Annotated in this window: 18 protein-coding genes; 2 read left to right on the top strand and 16 right to left on the bottom strand. The window is 65.7% G+C overall.

Annotated features, from left to right (window positions below; all coding sequences use genetic code 11):
- Nucleotides 1–12 precede the first annotated feature (12 nt).
- Nucleotides 13–969: an acetyl-CoA carboxylase carboxyltransferase subunit alpha gene (locus UU9_RS01550; RefSeq protein ID WP_007079951.1), complete on the bottom strand. Its 957-nt coding sequence runs from the start codon at nt 967–969 to the stop codon at nt 13–15.
- A 162-nt stretch (nt 970–1,131) separates the two neighbouring features.
- On the opposite strand from UU9_RS01550, the gene UU9_RS01545 reads away from it, so the two are divergent.
- Nucleotides 1,132–1,497: a YajD family HNH nuclease gene (locus UU9_RS01545; RefSeq protein ID WP_040669942.1), complete on the top strand. Its 366-nt coding sequence runs from the start codon at nt 1,132–1,134 to the stop codon at nt 1,495–1,497.
- 119 nt (nt 1,498–1,616) lie between these two features.
- Here UU9_RS01545 and dnaE read toward each other — a convergent pair whose 3' ends face one another.
- The 15 genes from dnaE to rpsB form a co-directional block, all read right to left on the bottom strand.
- Entirely contained in the window at nt 1,617–5,156 is a 3,540-nt protein-coding gene (gene dnaE / locus UU9_RS01540; protein WP_007079949.1) for a DNA polymerase III subunit alpha, read from the bottom strand.
- 106 nt (nt 5,157–5,262) lie between these two features.
- Nucleotides 5,263–5,922 (bottom strand): ribonuclease HII, encoded by a 660-nt coding sequence (gene rnhB / locus UU9_RS01535; RefSeq protein ID WP_007079948.1) that lies wholly within the window; start codon nt 5,920–5,922, stop codon nt 5,263–5,265.
- A complete protein-coding gene (gene lpxB / locus UU9_RS01530) occupies nt 5,909–7,141 on the bottom strand; it encodes a lipid-A-disaccharide synthase (protein ID WP_007079947.1) in 1,233 nt (410 codons plus the stop codon). Before lpxB ends, rnhB begins: the two co-directional genes overlap by 14 nt.
- 120 nt (nt 7,142–7,261) lie before the next feature.
- Nucleotides 7,262–8,050, bottom strand: coding sequence for an acyl-ACP--UDP-N-acetylglucosamine O-acyltransferase (gene lpxA, locus UU9_RS01525; protein WP_007079946.1), 789 nt, complete (start codon nt 8,048–8,050; stop codon nt 7,262–7,264).
- Nucleotides 8,047–8,520 (bottom strand): 3-hydroxyacyl-ACP dehydratase FabZ, encoded by a 474-nt coding sequence (gene fabZ, locus UU9_RS01520; protein ID WP_007079945.1) that lies wholly within the window; start codon nt 8,518–8,520, stop codon nt 8,047–8,049. Before fabZ ends, lpxA begins: the two co-directional genes overlap by 4 nt.
- Entirely contained in the window at nt 8,513–9,565 is a 1,053-nt protein-coding gene (lpxD, locus tag UU9_RS01515; RefSeq protein WP_007079944.1) for a UDP-3-O-(3-hydroxymyristoyl)glucosamine N-acyltransferase, read from the bottom strand. Before lpxD ends, fabZ begins: the two co-directional genes overlap by 8 nt.
- A gap of 79 nt (nt 9,566–9,644) precedes the next feature.
- Nucleotides 9,645–12,068: an outer membrane protein assembly factor BamA gene (gene bamA, locus UU9_RS01510; RefSeq protein WP_007079943.1), complete on the bottom strand. Its 2,424-nt coding sequence runs from the start codon at nt 12,066–12,068 to the stop codon at nt 9,645–9,647.
- 186 nt (nt 12,069–12,254) lie between these two features.
- The gene (gene rseP, locus UU9_RS01505) at nt 12,255–13,601 is read right to left on the bottom strand and encodes an RIP metalloprotease RseP (RefSeq protein WP_007079942.1); all 1,347 of its coding nucleotides are present in this window, start codon (nt 13,599–13,601) and stop codon (nt 12,255–12,257) included.
- 39 nt (nt 13,602–13,640) lie between these two features.
- Nucleotides 13,641–14,816 carry a 1-deoxy-D-xylulose-5-phosphate reductoisomerase gene (locus UU9_RS01500; protein ID WP_007079941.1) on the bottom strand — a complete coding sequence of 392 codons (1,176 nt, stop codon included), beginning with the start codon at nt 14,814–14,816 and terminating at the stop codon, nt 13,641–13,643.
- An 18-nt stretch (nt 14,817–14,834) separates the two neighbouring features.
- Nucleotides 14,835–15,650 (bottom strand): phosphatidate cytidylyltransferase, encoded by an 816-nt coding sequence (locus UU9_RS01495; RefSeq protein ID WP_007079940.1) that lies wholly within the window; start codon nt 15,648–15,650, stop codon nt 14,835–14,837.
- Nucleotides 15,650–16,402, bottom strand: a complete 753-nt coding sequence (gene uppS / locus UU9_RS01490; RefSeq protein ID WP_007079939.1) for a polyprenyl diphosphate synthase — start codon at nt 16,400–16,402, stop codon at nt 15,650–15,652. Before uppS ends, UU9_RS01495 begins: the two co-directional genes overlap by 1 nt.
- Nucleotides 16,403–16,454: 52 nt before the next feature.
- Nucleotides 16,455–17,012 (bottom strand): ribosome recycling factor, encoded by a 558-nt coding sequence (gene frr, locus UU9_RS01485; protein ID WP_007079938.1) that lies wholly within the window; start codon nt 17,010–17,012, stop codon nt 16,455–16,457.
- Between the two features lie 76 nt (nt 17,013–17,088).
- Nucleotides 17,089–17,811, bottom strand: coding sequence for a UMP kinase (gene pyrH, locus UU9_RS01480; protein WP_007079937.1), 723 nt, complete (start codon nt 17,809–17,811; stop codon nt 17,089–17,091).
- Nucleotides 17,812–18,116: 305 nt separating this feature from the next.
- Nucleotides 18,117–18,998 carry a translation elongation factor Ts gene (tsf, locus tag UU9_RS01475; RefSeq protein WP_007079936.1) on the bottom strand — a complete coding sequence of 294 codons (882 nt, stop codon included), beginning with the start codon at nt 18,996–18,998 and terminating at the stop codon, nt 18,117–18,119.
- A 100-nt stretch (nt 18,999–19,098) separates the two neighbouring features.
- On the bottom strand, nt 19,099–19,947 hold the full coding sequence (gene rpsB / locus UU9_RS01470; RefSeq protein WP_007079935.1) for a 30S ribosomal protein S2: 849 nt from the start codon (nt 19,945–19,947) through the stop codon (nt 19,099–19,101).
- A 316-nt stretch (nt 19,948–20,263) separates the two neighbouring features.
- On the opposite strand from rpsB, the gene map reads away from it, so the two are divergent.
- The gene (map, locus tag UU9_RS01465; protein ID WP_007079934.1) at nt 20,264–21,028 is read left to right on the top strand and encodes a type I methionyl aminopeptidase; all 765 of its coding nucleotides are present in this window, start codon (nt 20,264–20,266) and stop codon (nt 21,026–21,028) included.
- The last annotated feature ends 73 nt before the right edge of the window (nt 21,029–21,101 follow it).

The following is a 21,101-nucleotide window of genomic DNA, read 5'->3' as shown; positions in this document are numbered from 1 at the left end:
AGATCAGGATTCTTATTCCTGATACGCCCCGTAACCGCGCAACCGCTTGTAGCGCTGTTCCAGCAGATCGGTGACGGGCATCGCCTGCAGCTGGTCGAGCTGGTTCAGCAGCACGGCCTTCAGGCGGATCGCCATCGAGCGTGGGTTGCGGTGGGCGCCGCCCAGCGGCTCGCGCACCATCTTGTCGACCAGGCCCAATTCCAGCAGGCGCGGGGCGGTCATGCCAAGGGCCTCGGCGGCATCCTTGATTTTATCGGGGCTCTTCCAAAGAATCGAAGCGCAACCCTCGGGGGTGATCACCGAATAAGTCGAGTACTGCAGCATCAGGGTACGGTCGCCGACGCCGATGGCCAGCGCGCCGCCGGAGCCGCCTTCACCGATCACCGTGCAGATGATGGGCACCTTCAGCTCAGACATTTCCAGCAGATTGCGGGCAATCGCCTCGCTTTGCCCGCGCTCTTCGGCACCGATGCCGGGATAGGCGCCCATGGTGTCGATGAAGGTAAACAGCGGCAGCTGGAAGCGCTCGGCCATCTTCATCAGGCGTAGCGCCTTGCGATAGCCTTCCGGGCGCGGCATGCCGAAGTTGCGCTTGATCTTGCCCTTGGTGTCGCGAGCTTTCTGGTGACCAATGATCATCACCGGCCGGCCATCGATGCGGCCCAGGCCGCCCACGATGGCGCCATCGTCGGCATACATGCGATCGCCGGCCAGCTCGTGGAATTCCTCGCACATCACGCCGATGTAATCGAGCGTGTACGGCCGCGCCGGGTGGCGTGACAGTTGGGTGGTTTGCCACGAGTTGAGGTTGCGGAAAATCTCGGCCGTCTTGATCTTCAGCTTCTCGCGCAGACGGCCGACTTCCTCGTCGATATTGAACGCCTGGCCATCGCTGGCGTGGCGCAGCTCCTCAATTTTCGCGTCCAGCTCGGCGATGGGTTGTTCGAAGTCGAGGAAGTTGGGATTCATCCGTTTTCATTCATTAGCGATAGCCTTGCAGTATACCGCCATGACCGGTTTTCACGGGAACGCAACCGTATGGCGGCGTTCATCGCCCAACCCCCGGCAACATGCTGGCCCGACCCGGTTTTGCGCTATCGTCGGAGCCCCGATTTTCGCCCCGGAATCCTCATGGCCATCGACAACGCCAAGCTCGACCGCATCGTGGCCGAGGCCCGCCGCAACGCCGAACAGCGCGAGCTGGGCTACCGCGAGCGGGCGCTGAAAATGTACCCCTGGGTGTGCGGCCGCTGCGCCCGCGAATTCACCCGCGCCAACCTGCAGGAGCTGACCGTCCACCACCGCAACCACGACCACGATTTCAACCCGCCGGACGGCAGCAACTGGGAATTGCTGTGCGTGTATTGCCATGACAACGAGCATTCGCGGCACATCGATCACGTGCGCGGCGGGGTGATGGCGGTGGAAGATGCGCCGGCGGCCACGGGTAATCCGTTTGCGGATCTGAAGGCGATGCTGGAGCAGCGGGGGAAGTGACGTATCGGTTCCTCCCCTGCGAAGCAGGGGAGGTCAGGAGGGGTAAGGCTTTTGACTTTCAGATCGAGAGCGACCCCCTCCCCAATCCTCCCTGCAAGCAGGGGAGGGAGACATGCTGATCAGTCCTGCTGCTTGACGATGCGCAGGCGCACGGCTTCGACGCCGGGCATGGCGCGCACGGCGCGGAGCAGGTCGGGGACGGCGTCCACGCGCCACTCGTCGCCGAGTTCCAGATCGGCCTGGGCGGCGCCGTTGCGATAGTTGTGCAGGATCACGGTGGCGCGGCCGCCGCGGTAGCCGGTGAGCACCTGCTGCAGTTGGGCGGGGAAATCGGGGCTGATGCCGTCGAGCTTCAGGCGCAGCAGGCGGGCGTGCTTGTGGCAGGCCTCGGCCAGTGAGAGCGCGCTGCGGGCGCGCAACTGGAAGCCGCCACCGGAGAAATCGTCGATGCGCAGGCCACCTTCGACGATCAGGATCTGGTCGCGGGTCAGCAGCGGCGCGATCTGCTGGTACAGCTCGCCGAAGAAGCTCACCTCGATGCTGCCGCTGCCGTCCTCGATACGCACGAACGCATCGCTGTCGCCGCGTTTGCGCACGGCGGCGACCATGCCGGCGATCGTCCACGGCGTGTCCGGGCCGCGGCGGAAGCGGTTGCTGTCGCCGTCGTCGTTCCGGCGCGGCTTGGGCGGCTGGTAGCGGTCCACGATCTCGCCCAGCGGGCAGGTGGACAGTTGTGCCAGTTCATCCTTCCAGGGGTCGGTGGGATGACCCGAGAGATAGTGCCCCAGCGTGTCGCGCTCGCCCTGCAGCTTCTGCTCCAGCGGCCACTCGGCCACGACGGGCAGCTCGACCTTGAGTACCGGCGTGGCGTTGCCCATGGCTGCGCCGAACATGTCGTTCTGGCCCGACTGCTTGTCGCGCAGGTGCTGCTCGGCTGCCTTCATCGCGTTGGGCAGCTGGGCGATCAGGCTGGCGCGGGTGGGCGCCAGTGCATCCAGCGACCCGCACAGGATCAGCGCCTCCAGCACGCGCCGGTTCAGGCGCGTGGGATCGATGCGGCGGCAGAAGTCGGCCAGGTCGGTGTAGGGGCCGTTGGCACGCTCGGCCACGATCGCCTCGCAGGCGCCCTGGCCCACGCCCTTGATGGCGCCGAGGCCGTACTGGATCGTCTTTGCCTCGGTCGCGACGAACATGTACTCGGACGCGTTGACGTCCGGCGGTCGCACGTCGATGCCCAGCACCCGCGACTCATCCAGGAAGGTCACCACCTTGTCGGTGTTGTCCATGTCCGAGGAGATCGTGGCGGCCATGAATTCGGCCGGGTAATGCGCCTTCAGCCAGGCGGTCTGGTAGGACACCAGGGCGTAGGCGGCGGCGTGCGATTTGTTGAAACCGTAGCCGGCGAACTTCTCCATCAGGTCGAAGATGGCGTCGGCCTTGTCGCCGCTGAGGCCGTCCTTCGCGGCGCCTTCGCGGAACTTGACGCGCTCCTTCGCCATTTCCTCCAGCTTCTTCTTGCCCATCGCGCGGCGCAGCAGGTCGGCGCCGCCGAGCGTGTAACCGCCCACGATCTGCGCCATCTGCATCACCTGCTCCTGATAGACCATGATGCCGTAGGTCTCTTTCAGGATCGGCTCGACGCGCGGGTCGGGGTATTCCACGTCCTCGCGGCCGTGCTTGCGCGCCACGAAGCTGGGGATCAGGTCCATCGGGCCGGGGCGGTACAACGCCACCAGCGCGATGATGTCCTCGAAGCGGTCGGGTTTCGCGTCCTTCAGCATGCGCTGCATGCCGGAGGATTCGAGCTGGAACACGGCGACCGTCTGCGCTTTTTTCAGCAACTCGTACGGTGCCGGATCGTCCAGCGGCAGCGCGGCGATGTCGAGCGGTTCTTCACCGGTCTTGGCGCGGCGCGCGTTGATCGCCTTCACCGCCCAGTCGATGATGGTCAGTGTGCGCAGGCCAAGGAAGTCGAACTTCACCAGGCCCACGGCTTCGACATCGTCCTTGTCGAATTGCGTCACCACGCCGCCGCCGCCCGGTTCGCAATACAGCGGGGCGAAGTCGGTCAGCGGTGTGGGCGCGATCACCACGCCGCCGGCGTGCTTGCCGGCGTTGCGGGTGAGGTTTTCCAGCTTCAGCGCCAGGTCGATCAGGGCGCGGGCGTCTTCGTCCTGCTCGTAGATGTCGCAGAACTCGCGCACGACGCGGTCGGGTTCTTTCTTCGCCTTCTCCGAACGGTTCAGCGCATCGGACAGGGTGAGGTCGAGCGGGCGCGGCGGGATCAGCTTGGCCAGCTTGTCGACCTGGCCGTAGCCCATGCTGAGCACGCGGCCGGAGTCGCGCAGCACCGCCTTGGCCGCCATCGAGCCGTAGGTGATGATCTGGCTGACGCGGTCGCGGCCGTACTTGCGCGACACGTAGTCGATCACCTCGTCGCGGCGATCCATGCAGAAATCGATGTCGAAGTCGGGCATCGACACGCGTTCGGGGTTCAGGAAGCGCTCGAACAGCAGGTCGAACTGCAGCGGATCGAGGTCGGTGATCTTCAACGCCCACGCCACCAGCGAGCCCGCGCCGGAACCGCGGCCGGGGCCCACCGGAATGCCGTTGTCCTTGCCCCAGCGGATGAAGTCCGAAACGATCAGGAAGTAGCCGGGAAAGCCCATTTCCACGATCACGTCCAGCTCGCGCTCCAGCCGCTGGTCGTAGTCCTGGCGCGTGTGGTTGTTGGCCAGCGGCGCCAGTGCCAAGCGCTCCTCCAGCCCGTGACGCGAGAGTTCGCGGATGTAGCTGGCCAGGTCGTGGCCACCGGGTACGGGGAAGTCGGGCAGGTAGTAGGTGCCGAACTTCAGTTCAAGATTGCAGCGTTTGGCCAGCTCGACGGTGTTTTCCAGCGCCTCGGGCAGGTCGGCGAACAGCGCGGCCATTTCCTCGGGGGTTGTCAGGTATTGCTGGTCGCTGTAGTCGTGCGGGCGTTTGGGATCAGCCAGCACACGGCCCTGGTTGATGCACACGCGCGCCTCGTGCGCCTCGAAGTCGTCCTGTTTCAGGAAGCGCACGTCGTTGCTGGCCAGCACGGGCAGGTTGAGATCGGCGCCCAGCGCCAGCGCCTGGGTGTTCCAGTTTTCCTCGCCCTCGCGGCCGCAGCGGGTCAGTTCCAGGTACAGCCGGTCGGGAAACAGGTGCGCCAGCGGCTGGAGTTTCGACCGTGCCGCCGGCGTGCCCTGGTTGAGCGCGATACGGGCGACTTCGCTGTCCCTGCCCAGCAGCGCGATCAGGCCGAAGGTGGCGTCCGCGGTGAGCCAGCCGGCGTCGACCAGGGCGCGCCCGCCGTGCTGGCCGTCGCGCCAGGCGCGCGAGACCAGCCGCGACAGGTTGAGGTAACCGGCGTGGTGCTGGCACAGCACGGTGAGCCGCCACGGACGCGGGTCGTCCGGCGAACTGATCCACAGGTCGCAGCCGCCGATCGGCTTGATGCCGGCCGCGCTGCACGCCTTGTAGAACTTCACCAGGGCGAACATGTTGCTGTCGTCGGTCAACGCCACCGCGGGAATACCGTCGCGCACGCAGGCGCCGACCAGCGCCTTGATGCGGATGGTCGAATCGACCAGCGAGTATTCGCTGTGCAGGTGCAGGTGGGTGTAGCGGACGGTCATGCAGTCTTACGCGCTGAATCCATGCAGGCTACCGGGCGCCCTGCGCATCGGCAAGATTGACATGTGCGCGCTTTGCGCCAAACGGCACCCATGCTGGCACCGGTCCTCAGAGCAGGGGCTGTTGCAGCAATCGACCCACCGGGGCAAAGCTGCGCCGGTGCTGGCGGCAAGGGCCCAGCTGTTGCAGCGAGGCGAGGTGCGACGGGGTGCCGTAGCCCTTGTGGATGGCGAAGCCGTAGCCCGGATACTCGTCTTCCATCGCCACCATCAGGCGGTCGCGGCTGACCTTGGCCAGGATCGATGCGGCGCTGATCGCTGGCACGCGTGCGTCGCCGCCGATGATGGCTCGGCCGGGGCAGGGCAGATCCCTGGGCAGCTGGTTGCCATCGATGAATGCTTCCTGCGCAACCACACTCAGCCCGGCCACAGCGCGGCTCATGCCGGCCATGGTGGCGTGGAAGATGTTGAGGCGGTCGATCTCGTCCACCTCGATCATCACCACGCACCAGGCCAGCGCGCGTTCGATGATCTGCGGATACAGGGCCTCGCGCCTCGCCTCGGTGAGTTTCTTTGAATCGTCCAGCGCCTTGATGGGTCGCGACGGATCGAGGATGACCGCCGCCACCGCCAGCGGACCGGCCAGCGGCCCGCGCCCGGCCTCGTCGACGCCGGCCACCAGCAAGCCCCTGGTGGTGGCGACGTAACCCTTGCGACGCGAGAACGGGGTGGTGGCGCGCGTTCGTGCGGGGCGTTCAAGCACGGGCATGCGCGTGCTCCAGCAACTCGGCCACGGCCGTGGCGGCGCGGTCGGCGGCGTGGTGGTCGTCATCGCCGCGCAAGGCTTGGTGCAGGTGTTCGAAGGCGGCTACCACGGCGCCGCGGCGTTCGCTGTCGCGGAACAGCGCCAGCGTGGCATCGGCGAGTTTCTCCGCGGTGCAGTCGTCCTGCATCAATTCGGGTACGGGCAGGTCGGGCAAGCCTTCGGCGCGCGCCAGGATGTTGGGCAGGGTGAAGATGTCGGTCTTCAGCATGTTCAGCGCGCGGGCGATGCGGTAACTCATCGGCGCCACGCGATAGCCCACCACCATCGGCCGCTTGGCCAGCATCGCCTCCAGCGTGGCGGTGCCGGAGGCGAGCAGGACCATGTCGGCTGCCATCATCGCCTCGTGGGCGTGGCCATCGAGCAGCAGCGGTGCGGTTTCATCGCGCGTGCCGTTGGCCAGCATGGTCTTCAGCATGGCGTGCACCTGCGGGTTGGCGGCGGGTATCACCACGCGCAACCCCGGAATCGCGGCCGCCACGCGGTGCGCGGCGTCGATGAAAAGCTGCCCCAGTCGCGACAGCTCGGACGGGCGGCTGCCGGGCAGCAGCGCCAGCACGGGTGCTTCCTGCGGCAATTGCAACGTCTCGCGCGCAGCCACCCGATCGGCCACCAGTGGAAAACGGTCGGCCAGCGGATGACCCACGAAACGCGCGTCGACACCGTGCCTGGCGTAGATCGCCGGCTCCATCGGAAACAGGCACAGCACGCGGTCGGCGCTGCGGCCGATCTGGGCGGCGCGCTTTTCCCGCCACGCCCATACCGACGGGCTGACGTAGTGCACGGTGCGCAATCCGGCCTCTTTCAGGCGGCGCTCGACGGCGAGGTTGAAATCGGGGGCGTCGATGCCGATCACCACGTCGGGCCGCGTCTCCAGCAAGTGGGCAACCAGCGTCCGGCGCAGGCGCAGCAGTCGCGGCAGATGCTTCAGCACTTCCACGAAACCCATCACCGACAACTCGCGGATGTCGTGCCACGACTCGAAACCCTGCGCCTGCATGCGCGCGCCGCCGATGCCCACGAAGCGGGCCTGCGGATAACGCCGGCGCAAGGCTTCGATCAGGTCGGCGCCGAGCTGGTCGCCGGAATCCTCGCCGGCGATGATGGCGATGGTGGGTGAGCCGGGATTAGGGATTTGGGATTCGGGATTCGGCACGATGCTCACGGTTGGCGGATGCTTTTGTACAAAGGTAGCGGGCCAGAGCTTTCGGTGAATGAATCGGGTGGTTGGTGAGTCCGCGCTGTTGCCCTTGCGAATCCCCAATCCCGAATCCCAAATCCCGGCTTATCGCGCCAGCGCCCGCTCGCTGCGGTCGATGAAGTCGAGCATGGCGCGCACGTCGTCGCTTTCGCGGGCCTGCGTGGCCAGTTGCTCGCGCGCTTCGGGCAGCGACAGGCCGGCCATGTACAGCGTGCGGTAGGCGCGCTTGATCGCGGCGATCCGCGGCGCGTCGAAGCCGCGACGTTTCAGGCCTTCGCTGTTGATGCCGCGCGGGCGGCCCTGCTGCTCGTTGGCCATGGTGACGAATGGCGGCACGTCGTGGCCGACCAGGCAGCCCATGCCGATGAACGCGTGCGCGCCCACCTTGCAGAACTGGTGCACGCCGGAATAGCCTGAGAGGATCGTCCAGTCGCCGATTTCCACGTGCCCGGCCAGCGCCGAGTAGTTGGAAAACACCACGTTGTTGCCGATCTGGCAGTCGTGCGCGATATGCACGTAGGCCAGCACCCAGTTGTCGTTGCCGATGCGGGTGAAGCCGCCACCGTCGCCGGTGCCGCGGTTGATGGTGACGAACTCGCGGATCAGGTTGCGGTCGCCGATCACCAGCTCGGTATGCTCGCCGCCGAATTTCTTGTCCTGCGGGTCGCCGCCCAGCGAGGCAAACTGGGCGATGCGATTGTCGCGGCCGATGCGGGTGGGGCCCTCGATCACCACGTGCGGCCCGATCACGGTGCCTTCGCCGACATGCACATCCGCGCCGATCACGCTGTACGCGCCGATGCCGACATTGGCGCCGATGACGGCGGCCGGATCGACCTGCGCGGTGGGATGGATCGAGGCGGGCCTGGTCATTTCTCCGACCTCGCCGCACACATCAGTTCGCAGCAGGCTACCTCCTTGCCATCCACCAGCGAGCGCGCAAGGAACAGGCCCATGCCGCGCATCACGCGCTTCTGCGTCACCTCGAAGCGCAGCTGGTCGCCCGGCACCACCGGCGCGGTGAAGCGCGCGTTGTCGACCTTCACCAGGTAGAACAGCGGTGCCTCGATCAGGCCCTTGGAGCGGTTGCTGAGCTGGGTCAGCAGGCCTGCGGCCTGCGCCATCGCCTCGATGATGAGCACGCCGGGCATCACCGGGTGGTTCGGGAAATGGCCGTTGAAGAAGGGCTCGTTGATGGTGACGTTCTTCAACGCCACGATGCTGGTCTCCGGCACGATCTCGATGACCCGGTCGACCAGCAGGAACGGATAGCGGTGTGGCAACAGTTTCTGGATCTGTTCCACAGTCACCGGCAGGGTAATCGCCGGGGTGTTATCACTCATGATTCTTGTCCTTTTCCAGCGCCGACAGGCGGCGCGCGTACGCGTCCAGATGTTTGAAGCGCGCGGCATTCTTCCGCCATGGGCGGCTTTCCTGCAACGGTACCCCGGATGAATATTCGCCCGGCTCGTGGATTGAATGGGTAACCAGGCTCTTGGCGGTAATGGTAACCCGATCAGCCAGTTCCAGATGGCCGAGCACGCCGGCGTTGCCGCCGATCATGCAATAGCGGCCGATTTTCGCGCTGCCGGCCACCGCCGCGCAGCCGGCCATGGCGGTGTGCGCGCCCACGTATACGTTGTGGGCGATCTGGATCTGGTTGTCCAGGCGCACGTCCTCTTCCAGCACGGTGTCTTCCAGCGCCCCGCGATCGATGGTGGTGTTGGCGCCGACCTCGCAATCGTCGCCGATGCGCACGCCACCCAGTTGCGGCATTTTTACCCAATGGGCCGGATCAGGGCCGCCACGGTCGAACGCCAGACCGAAGCCGTCCGAACCGATCACGGCGCCCGGATGGATCAGCACGCGCTGGCCCAGCGTTACGCGAACCACCAGCGTCACCCGCGCTACCAGGCGCGAATGCGCGCCCACGGTGCAGCCGTCGCCGATGATGCAATGCGGCCCCAGCACCACGCCGTCACCGATCACGGCGTCGTCGCCGATCACGCAGCACGGTCCGATGCTGGCGCTCTGGCTGACCCGTGCCGTGGGCGCAACCACGGCGCTGGGATGGATGCCCACCGGCGCCGCCGGCAAACGTTCGAACAGCGCCGCGATTTTCGCGTAGGCCAGGTACGGGTCGGCCGCGACCAGCGCGGCACCCGGGCAATCGGCCAGGTTTTCCGCGCGGACGACCACGATGCCGGCGCCGCTGGCGGCCAGCTGGGCGGTGTATTTGCTGTTGGCGAGGAAGCCGAGTTGGCTCGGTCCCGCCGCCGCCAGGGTGCCGACGCCGTCGACCCGCACGCCCGCGTCGCCATGCGCGACGAGACCGAAGCGCTCGGCCAGTTCGGCCAGGGTGTAGCTGGTGGTCGTGCTCACGGTCATCTCCGAAGGCGCGAGGGACGCGAAACGGAAAAGCGCGGCATCGCCGCGCTCCTTTCCAGCGTTTGCGGGAGGTCCGGTATCAGAACTGGCTCCCGAAGGTGAACTGGACCCGCTCTTCGTAGTGATGGTCTTCTTTCTGCGAGCGGATCGGTACGGCCAGGCTGATGATCAGCGGACCGATCGGTGCCTGCCACTGCAGCGACAAACCTGTCGATGCGCGCAGCATCTTGGCGTCGAAGCTCTGGTAGTCCTTGTACGCATTGCCGACGTCCATGAACCAGGACACGCGGGCCGTGTTGATGTCCTTCAGGAACGGCAGCGGGATGAACACCTGCGCCGTGCCGAGCACCTTGAACGCACCGCCGATCGGTTGCGCGTAGGAGTAGTAGCCGCCGGTGCAGGTGCCGTTGGCATTCTGCGTCGCGCTGGGACCTACGCAGGAACGCGGGCCCAGCGTGTTGTCCTGGAAGCCGCGCACGTCGCGCACGCCGCCGGAGTAGAAGTTCTGCCAGAACGGGAAGTCATTACGCATGTCGGTCAGGACATGGTTGGGATTTTCCTTCGCGCTGGCGGCTTTCAACGCTTCGAACTGCTCGTCACTGATGCCGTTCTTGCCATAGCTTTCGCCGTAACCGACCTGGCCATCGAGGTACAGCACGAAGCCCAGGCCGACCGGCCAGTAGTGGTTGGCCTGAGCAAAGAACTTCCAGTACTTCGCCGTCGAACCGGGCAGGGCGACATCCACCGACGCCGACAGCAGGCCACCACGGGTGGGGGCCCAGTAACCGTTGCGGGTGTCGTGGTTCCAGCCGATCGTACTGGTCCAGGCGTGCTCGGTACGATTTCCGATCTGGTCCTGATAGGCCACGAACTGCGGTGGGCTGTAGAAGCTGGTGACGATGCGGTTGCTGCTGATGCCAAGGCCCAGGCGCAAGCTGTCGGTTTCGCCGAGCGGCAGACCCAGGTAGGTGGAGAACGCCTTGGTGCTCGTCTCGTAGTTGGCCAGTTCGGTATTGCCGTAATCGGTCTTGGAATAAGTGGCGTTGTAGCCGATACCGATGCCGTTGTCGGTGAGGTACGGGTTGTAATAGTTGAGGTTGAAGCGGGTGTAATAGCTGCTGCGCTCACCGCTGATCGCAAAGCTGTCGCCGCTGCCGAACAGGTTGTTCTGCGATACCGAGGCCGACAGGATCATGCCCGAATACTGCGAATAGCCCACGCCGAACTGCATGCTGCCGGCGGACTGCTCTTCGACCTTGACCGTCACGTCGACCTTGTCCTGGGTGCCGGGAACCAGCTTCTTGTCGATGTCGACCTTCTTGAAATAGCCCAGTCGCTGCAGGCGGATCTTGGAGCGGTCGACGGCGGCCTGCGAGTAGAACGTCCCTTCGAGCTGGCGCATCTCGCGGCGCAGCACGCTGTCCTCGGTGCGGGTATTGCCCTGGAAAACCACGCGGCGCACGTACACGCGCTCGCCCGGCTCGACGTACAGCGTGAGGTCGACGGTGCGCTTTTCCTTGTCCAGCTTGGGAATCGAGGTGACCTTGGCGAAGGCGTAGCCGAGGTTGGCCAGCAGTGCCTTGATGCCGTCGGTACTGGCTTCCACCGCGGCGCGGTTGAAGGTGTCGCCCGGCGCCACGATGACCAGATGGCGCAAGGTGGATTCCGGCAGGATCAGGTCGCCCAGCAGCTTCACGGCGGTGACCTTGTAGATCTCGCCTTCCTTCACGTCGGCGGCCACGTACATCGTGCGTTTGTCCGGCGCGATCGTGACCTGGGTGGAGTCGATGCCAAAGTCGGCGTAACCGCGATTCATGTAGTAGGACTGCAGCTTTTCCATGTCGCCGGAAAGCTTTTCGCGCGAGTACTGGTCGTTCTTCGAATACCACGACGTCCAGTTGGTGGTGCCCGATTCGAAATCGTCGCGGATTTCCTTGTCGGTGAAAGCGTGGTTGCCGAGGATGTTGATTTCCTTGATCTTCGACACCTTGCCTTCGCGGATCTCGATTTCCACCGCCACCCGGTTGCGATCGAGCTTGGTGACGTGCGGCAACACCGAGACGTTGTACTTGCCCCGGTTGTAGTACTGGTGGATCAGTTCCTGCCGGACCCGGTCCAGCGCCAGGCGATCGAAGGTCTCGCCTTCGGCCAGGCCGATTTCCTTCAGGCCCTTCTTCAGGTCGTCGGACTTGATGTCCTTGTTGCCGCGCAGGGTGAGCTTGCTGATCGACGGCCGCTCGACCACCTTGATCACCAGGATGTCGCCTTCGCGGCTGAATTCCACGTCGGTGAAGAACTTGGTGTCGTACAACGCGCGGATGGCCCGTTGGGCCTGCGCATTGGTCATCCGGTCGCCCTTGTCCACCGGCAGGTAGTTGTAGACCGTGCCGGCCGCGATGCGGCTGAGCCCGTCGATGCGGATGTCCGACACCACGAAGGGGGCGAACGCAAACGCGTTGGCGGAGAGGGAGGCAAGCAGGAGCAGGGCGGCGACACGCTTCATCGTCGATTCCGATGGGTTATTTGGATGAGGCAGCCTGCGCGGCCACCTCGATCAACAGTGAAGCTAAGGACGAATCCCGCTTCGAGAAAGTACTGACACGTGGCCGTGGTGCATCGCGAGGTCCGCCGTCGCGATGCCACGCACCGTGGCGTGCCGCGGTCATGAGCTTGTTGTGAAGCGCTGGCGTCACGACAGCAGCATGCGGTGAATATCGTTGTAGAACGCCAGCCCCATCAGGGTGAACAGCAGCGCCAGGCCGATGTACTGACCGACGATCATGACTTGTTCGCTGACCGGACTGCCTTTGACCAACTCGACAAGGTAATACAGCAGGTGGCCGCCGTCCAAGACCGGAATCGGCAGCAGGTTGAGAATGGCCAGACTCAGCGACACCAATGCCAGGAATTGCAGGAACCATGGCAGGCCCATGCTGGCCGATGCATTGGCCACCTCGGCGATGCCGATCACGCCGGAAAGATTCTTCGTCGATGCCTCGCCGGTGAGCATCTTGCCGAGCATGCCGAACGTCTGCGTGGTGTTGCGCCAGGTGGTTTCCAGCGAAGCACTCAGCGCCCGCAGCGGGCCGTAGTGAAGAGTGGCCAGTTCGGTCACCGGCGAGCCCACGCCCATCACCCAGCGCGCCGGCTGGCCCTGCAGCGATTCGAAGCGGGTGGTGACATCCAGCTTCAGCCGTTGACCGTTCCGGTCGACCACCAGCGCAAGCGTGGGCGACGTCGCCGCCTCCTTCTGCACCAGTTCACCGAACGCCGAAAAATCCGTTACTGACTTGCCGTTGACGCTGACGATGCGGTCACCACCCTGCATGCCGGCCAGCGCGGCGGGCTGGCCCGCCATCACGGTGGCGGCGATGGCCGGCGGCGGCGCCAGTTTCAGGCCCAGCGTGTCGAGGTAATGGCCCACGTCCTGGCCGGCGGGCAATTGATTCAGCGGCAACACCAGCTGGCGTTGCGCACCATCGGCGTCGCGTACGGTCAGCGGCAGCGGTTGGCGGCCCAGCGTGGCGTTGGCCACCGCCGCCATGGAATCGCTCCAGGTCGTCACCGGCTCGCCATCGACCGCCAGGATGCGATCGCCCGGCTGCACGCCGGCCACGGCGGCCATGCTGTTTGGCGTGGCGGTCACCACCGGCGCCACGTCGGGCTTGCCCAGCATGAACATCGCCCAGAACGCCACGATCGTGAAAATCAGGTTGAACCCGGGGCCGGCCGCCACGATGGCGATCCGCTTCCATACCGATTTGCCGGTGAATTCCTGATCGCGCAAGGCGGGGTCGACCTCACCCTCGCGCGCGTCCAGCATCTTCACGTAGCCACCCAGCGGGATCGCCGCGATCTGGTACTCGGTGCCGTCGCGGCCGATCCGTTTCCAGATCGCGCGGCCAAAACCCACCGAAAAACGCAGCACCTTGACGCCACAGCGGCGCGCGACCCAGTAATGGCCAAATTCGTGAAAGGTCACCAGCACGCCAAGCGTGACCAGCAACCAGAATACCGAGCCGAAGAAGGAAGTCATCAAGTGCCGAAGTTGAGGAAAATCGCGGGCTACAGAATATCAGCAAGCATGCTGCAGAACGCGACGGGCCGAGGCACGGGCGATCCGGTCGCGTTCACATAGCGCCCCCACATCGACCACGGCTTGCCCCGGCAGTTCCGTCAATACGCTCTCGACCACGTCGGCGATCGACAGGAAGGGCAGCGCGCCGGCGAGAAACGCCTCCACGGCGACCTCGTTGGCGGCGTTGAGTATCGCCGGGCTGTCGCCGCCGGCACGCAAGGCCTGATAAGCCAGTGCCAGGCAGCGGAAGGTCGACAGGTCCGGCGCTTCAAACGCCAGCGGCGCACAGGCGGCCAGGTCCAGCGACGGCACACCCGATTCCACCCGCTCGGGCCAGGCCAGCGCGTGGGCGATGGCGGTACGCATGTCCGGGTTGCCGAGCTGGGCCAGCACCGAGCCGTCGACGTATTCCACCATCGAATGCACCAGGCTCTGCGGATGCACCAGCACGTCGATGGCATCGGCGGGTGCGCCAAACAGGTGATGCGCCTCGATCACCTCCAGCCCCTTGTTCATCAGGGTGGCGGAGTCGACGGAAATCTTGCGGCCCATCACCCAGTTCGGATGCTTGCAGGCCTGATCGGGGGTGATGCCGGCCAGTTCGGCGCGGGTGCGGCCGCGGAACGGGCCGCCGGAGGCGGTGAGGATCAGCCGGCGCACGCCGCTGCGGGTCAGCTCGGGGCGCCCGCCGGGCAGGCACTGGAACACCGCGTTGTGCTCGGAATCGACCGGCACCAGCGCACCGCCACCCACGCGCACCGCTTCCAGCAGCAGCGCGCCGGCCATCACGATCGATTCCTTGTTGGCCAGCAGCAGGTGCTTGCCCGCCTGCGCCGCGGCCAGCGTGGAATCGAGCCCGGCGGCACCCACGATCGCGGCCACCACGGTGTCGCAGAGGGTGCCGGCAGCCGCATCGGTGATCGCCTGATGGCCGCTGGCCACGTCGCAGCGCACGCCGGCCGCGGCCAGGCGCCGCGACAGTTCCCCTTCCAGCGCAGGGTCGGCGATCACCGCCAGTTCCGGCCGGTGGCGCACACACAATTCGGCCAGCGCGGCGACTTGCCGGTTGGCGGTCAGGACGGTGGCGCGGAAGCGTTGCGGGTGGCGCGCGATGACATCCAGCGTATTGCCGCCGATGGAACCGGTGGCGCCAAGTACAGCGACCTTCTTCATGCCTGACGACCCGTCACTTCAGAGGCCCAGCAGCCACAGGCCGGCGGCAAACACCGGCAAGGCGGCGAAGACGCTGTCCAGGCGATCCAGCAGGCCGCCGTGGCCGGGGAAGATGGTGCCCGAATCCTTCACTTTGGCGTGCCGCTTCATCAGGCTTTCGATCAGGTCGCCGACGATGGATGCGGCGACGGTCAGGCACGCCAGTACGGCCAGGCCAACCAGCGAAGTCCCGCGCACATCCAGCAGCCAGCCACCAATCACCGCGACCAGCGTGCCGGCCACCAGTGCGCCGTAGGCACCCGCCCAGGTCTTGCCCGGGCTGACCTGCGGCGCCAGCTTGCGCTTGCCGAAGGTGCGACCGCTGAAATACGCGCCGATGTCCGCGCTCCACACGATCAGCAGGGCCAGCAGCGTCCACCAGTGGCCGTGCGGTTCGCGATCATGGATCGCCACCAGCGCGATCCATGCGGGAAAGATGATCAGCGCGCCGGCCATCAGTTTCAGTGCGCGGTTTTCACTGGTGGGCGCCGCGGCAAACGCGAAATGGCGCAGCCACAGGCAGGCCACCACCCACCAGGCCACGCCCAGCAGCACCACCGGTATCTCCACGGCGGCATGGCCCCACCACAGCAAGCCGAACACGACGACCGCCGCCAGCAGCAGCACGATGGATGCGGCGCGGTTCTTCAGGCCGGACAGTTGCGCCCACTCCCACCACGCGGCGAGAAACGCCACGGCGCAAAGCAGCGCGAAGATCGCCGTGGGCGGCCACAGGACGATCGCGATCGCCAGGGGGGCGAGTATCAGGGCGGTGAGGACGCGCTGGAGCAGCATCAGGATACCTGGACAGTGGTGGCGGCGACCTGCTCGCCGGTGCGGCCGTAGCGGCGTTCGCGGCGAGCGTAATCTTCGATGGCCCCGCGCAGGCAAGCCTGGTCGAAATCGGGCCACAGGGTATCGGTGAAATAGAACTCGGCGTAGGCCGCCTGCCACAGCAGGAAGTTGCTGATGCGGGTTTCGCCACCGGTGCGGATGAACAGATCCAGCGGCGGCGCATCGGCCAGGCTCATCCATTGGCCCAGGCGCGCCTCATCGATCTGATCCGGTTGCAGCTCACCCCGCGCCACGGCGGTGGCGGCCTGGCGGCTGGCCTGGACGATGTCCCAGCGGCCACCATAGTTCACCGCGACGTTCAATTGCAGCTTGTCGTTATCGGCGGTGCGCGCCATCGCCGACTGCATGCGCCGGCGCAGCGGTTCGTCGAACGCGGACAGGTCGCCGACGAAGCGCAGCCGCACGCCGTAGCCGTGCAATTCGTCCACTTCCTTGTCCAGCGCGCGCACGAACAGGTTCATCAGCGCACCGACTTCATCCTGCGGTCGCTGCCAGTTCTCGCTGGAAAACGCGAACAGGGTCAGCGCCTGAACACCTTCGCGCAGGCACGATTCCACTGCTTCGCGCACCGCCTTGCGGCCGGCGTTGTGGCCGAAGCTGCGCGGCTGGTGACGGGCCTTGGCCCAGCGGCCGTTGCCGTCCATCACGATCGCGATGTGGCGCGGCACTGCCGCCGCTGGCACGCCGGTCATGCGGCCGGCCGCGCGTGCCGGGTTACAGCGGCGGCAGCCGACGGACTCATCGTCAAATCGCCATCAGCTCGTCTTCCTTGGCTTTCACCACGGCGTCGACGTCCTTGACGGCCTTGTCGGTGAGCTTCTGGATCTCGTCGTCCACGCGGCGGTCGTCGTCTTCGGTGATCAGCTTTTCCTTGAGCAGGTCCTTGACTTGCTGCAAGGCGTCGCGGCGCACGTTGCGGATGGCGATCTTGGCGTTTTCGCCTTCATGGCCGACCATCTTGGCCAGATCGCGGCGGCGCTCTTCGGTGAGCGCGGGCATGTTGAGGCGGATCACGGTGCCGGCGGTGGTCGGCGTAATGCCCAGGTCGGAGGCCATCAAGGCCTTCTCGACCGGTGCCACCATCTGCTTTTCCCATGGCGTGATCACGATGGTGCGTGCGTCGGCCAGGCTGACCGACGCGACCTGGGTCAGCGGCATGTCGGAGCCGTAGTACGGCACCTTGATGCCGTCGACCAGCGCGGTGCTGGCGCGACCGGTGCGCAGGCGCAACAGATCGTGCTTGAGGGAGTCGATGCTTTTGCCCATGCGGGTCTGGGCATCGTTCTTGATGTCATTGAGCATGTGGCGTTTCCCGAAGAGCTCTGGCAAGCGGACGATTATAGCAGCCGGGTCAAGCCAGCCGGCGGCGTTGCCGGCCTCAATCGCCGCAAACCAGGGTGCCGATCGCTTCGCCGCGCATGATCCGCATCAGGTTGCCCGGCACGGTCATGTCGTAGATGCGCAGCGGCATCTGCTGGTCGCGGCACAGTGCGATGGCGGCGGTGTCCATCACTTCGAGCTTGTGCTCGATCACCTTGTCGTAGCCCAACTGCTCGTAGCGCACGGCGTCGCTGTGCTTGGCCGGGTCGGCGGTGTAGACGCCGTCGACCTTGGTGGCCTTGAGCAGCAGGTCGGCACCGATTTCCACCGCACGCAAGGCGGCGGCCGAGTCGGTGGTGAAGAACGGGTTGCCGGTGCCGGCGGCGAATAGCACGATGCGGCCCTTCTCGATGTGGCGGATGGCGCGGCGGCGGATGTAATCCTCGGCCACGTCGTGGATCTGGATGGCGCTGGTGACGCGGGCGAAACCGCCGCGCTTCTCGATCGCATCCTGCATCGCCAACGCGTTCATCACCGTGGCCAGCATGCCCATGTGGTCGCCGGTGACGCGGTCCATGCCCGCCGCGGCAAGGCCCGCGCCGCGAAAGATGTTGCCGCCGCCGATCACCACGCCGATCTGGATGCCGGCGCGCTGCACCTCGATGATCTCGTCGGCCAGGCGGCCGATCACCTTCGGATCGATGCCGTAATCGGCCTCGCCCATCAATGCCTCGCCGGAGAGCTTGAGCAAGATGCGGTGGTACTTGTGCGGGTTGCTCATGGGGACTCCGGATTGTGTGGGGTAAACCGGCACATTGTAGCGGAGAGCCGGTCGTGCGGCGCGAAGAATGAGCGTCGGGGAATGAAGGTGAACCGCCCGCTTTCTCCCTCCCCTGCGCAGCAGGGGAGGGTTGGGGGGTGGTGCTCTTGATCGGGTAAGCCCAAAGCTTTATCCCCTCACCTGAAGGACTCCCTGCGACCGAAGGAAGTCCTTTGGGGCAAGCAGGGGAGGAGCAGAGCTTCTCGCCAACGAAAAAGGCCGCGGTTTCCCGCGGCCTTTTTGCTTTCAGCAGTTAGGGCCGGCGATTACGCCAGACCGGCCTGCTTCATCACTTCAGCAGCAAAATCCTCGGTCGCCTTCTCGATGCCTTCGCCGACCGCCAGGCGGGCAACGGAGATCACGTCGGCGCCTTCCTTCTTCAGCGCGTCGGCGACGGTCACGTTGGTGTCCAGCACGTACGGCTGGCCCAGCAGGGTGACCTCGGAGATGATCTTGTTGACCTTGCCGGCCACGATCTTTTCCAGGATTTCGGCCGGCTTGGCCTTTTCCTTGTCGGACATCTGGCTCAGCGCGATGTCCTTTTCCTTGGCCAGGAAATCGGCCGGGACGTCATCGGCGCGAACATAGGCAGGATTCATCGCCGCCACATGCATGGCGATGCCCTTGGCCAGTTCCTCGGAACCGCCCTTGAGCGCCACCAGCACGCCGATGCGGCCGCCGTGGATGTAGCTGCCGATCGTGCCGTCGTTCTCGACGCGCGCCAGGCGGCGCACGTCGATCTTCTCGCCGATGGTGGCGATCAGGGTCTTGGCGGCATCTTCGACCGTGCCGCCGCCCGGATAGGCGGCAGCCTTCAGCGCGTCGATGTCGGCGGCGTTGGAGTTCAGCGCCACGTCGGCTACGGCGTCGCTGAACTTCAGGAAGCTCGCGTCCTTGCCAACGAAATCGGTTTCGCAATTCACTTCGACCAGCACGGCCTTGCCGGTGGTCTGGGCGGCCACGATGCGGCCTTCGGCGGCGATGCGGCTGGCCTTCTTGTCGGCCTTGGCCAGGCCGGACTTGCGCAGCCATTCCATCGCGGTTTCGATGTCGCCGTTGTTCTCGACCAGGGCCTTCTTGCATTCCATCATGCCGGCGCCGGACCGCTCGCGCAGCTCCTTGACCAGTTGTGCGGAGATAGTGCTCATGGGTTGTCCTCTAATGCTTGAAAGCGCCGGGGCACGCAGGCCCCGGCGCGGTTATCGCGTGCGGCGGATGCAGCGGCGGGACGAGCCGCCGTCGTCGCGCTTACCTGGCGGCAGGGGCGCCATCGCGCGAACCACGGCCACCATCACGGCGCGGCGCGGACTTGCGCGGGGCCGCCTCGCGGCGCGGGCGGTCGACCTTGGCCACCGGGTTGCCTTCCTCGTCCAGTTCGACGAAGTCGTTGCCGTCGCCCTGGGCGGCGGCCGGCGCGGCGGCCTTGCCTTCCAGGATGGAGTCGGCAGCGGCGCGGGCGTACAGCTGGATCGCGCGGATGGCGTCGTCATTGCCCGGGATGGCGTAGTCGACCAGGTCCGGGTTGTAGTTGGTGTCGACCACGGCGATCACCGGGATGCCCAGCTTCTTGGCTTCCTGCACGGCGATGTCTTCGTGGCCGATGTCGATCACGAACAGCGCGTCGGGCAGGCGGTTCATGTCCTTGATGCCGCCCAGCGAAGCCTGCAGCTTCTCGCGCTCGCGACGACGGGCCAGCACTTCGTGCTTGACCAGCTTGTCGAACGAACCGTCGGTCTCGGCTGCTTCCAGCTCCTTCAGGCGCGAAACGGACTGCTTCACGGTGCGGAAGTTGGTCAGCATGCCGCCGAGCCAGCGCGAGGTGACGAACGGCATGCCGGCGCGGGCAGCCTCTTCGGCCAACGGCTCGCGGGCGGAACGCTTGGTGCCGACGAACAGGATGGTGCCGCGCTTCTGCGCCAGGCCCGACAGGAAGTTCATCGCGTCGGTGAACAGCGGCAGGGTCTTTTCGAGGTTGATGATGTGGATCTTGCCGCGGGCGCCGAAGATGTACGGGGCCATCTTGGGGTTCCAGTAACGGGTCTGGTGACCGAAATGGACGCCGGCTTCGAGCATCTGGCGCATGGTGACTTGTGCCATGGGGTATTACTCCGATTGGCGGCTCCCTTGAAGGGAACCTGGGGTTGGGACCTCCACGCATCCCCGACTTCGACCGCGACTGCCCGGTTTGTGAGTGGGCAGGGCGCAGCACCCCGAAGACGGTGCCGATACGTGTGTGGCGTTGGTTTGGGTGTTGTACCGCTGAGGGTTACAATCCCGGTTCGCTTTGCGCTGGGCAGCTGCCAAAACAGCTACGTCAGATCAGCAAAACTCCGAAATTGTAGCCGGTGCGCCGGCATGGCGACAAGTCACCGGGTTCCCGAGGGCTTCGTCGCCACAGATTGAAGTGGAAACCATGGCCATCACCCTGAAATCCCCCGAAGACCTCGAAGGCATGCGTGTCGCCGGCAAGCTGGCCGCCGAAGTGCTGGCGATGCTGGTCGAGCACGTCAAGCCGGGCGTCAGCACCGAGGAACTGGACCGGCTCGCCTACGAGCACATCGTCAACGTGCAGAAGGCGATTCCCGCCAACGTGGGTTATCACGGGTTTCCCAAGACGCTGTGCACCTCGGTCAACCACGTGATCTGCCATGGCATTCCGAACGAGGGCAAGATTCTCAAGGACGGCGACATCATCAATCTCGACGTCACCGTGATCAAGGATGGCTGGCACGGCGACACCAGCCGCATGTACATCGCCGGCACGCCGTCGGTGCTGGCCAGGCGGCTGGTCGACACGGCGTTCGAATCGATGATGTGCGGCATCCGCGTGGTGCGCCCGGGCGCCACCCTGGGCGACGTGGGGCACGCCATCCAGCAGCACGCCGAGGGTGCCGGCTTCAGCGTGGTCAAGGAGTATTGCGGCCATGGCATCGGCAAGATCTACCACGACGAACCGCAGGTGCTGCATTACGGCAAGGCGGGCACGGGCGTGGAATTGAAGAAGGGCATGACCTTCACCATCGAGCCGATGATCAACGCCGGCAAGGCGCAGACCCGCCAGCTGCCGGACGGCTGGACCGTGGTGACCAAGGATCATTCCCTGTCGGCGCAGTGGGAACACACCATCGCCGTCACCGACGACGGCTTCGAGATCCTCACGCCCTGGCCCGATGCCTGAGTAGCCGGGATTCGGGATTCGGGAATAGGGAATCGGGATTCGGAAGAGCGGGTGTCGCCAGCCTGCTGCACTT

The sequence above is a fragment of the Rhodanobacter fulvus Jip2 genome (assembly GCF_000264315.1).
GTDB classification, from domain to species: Bacteria; Pseudomonadota; Gammaproteobacteria; order Xanthomonadales; family Rhodanobacteraceae; genus Rhodanobacter; species Rhodanobacter fulvus.
Note: the sequence above shows the minus strand (reverse complement) of the source record. Positions and strands in the feature narration are given on the sequence as shown.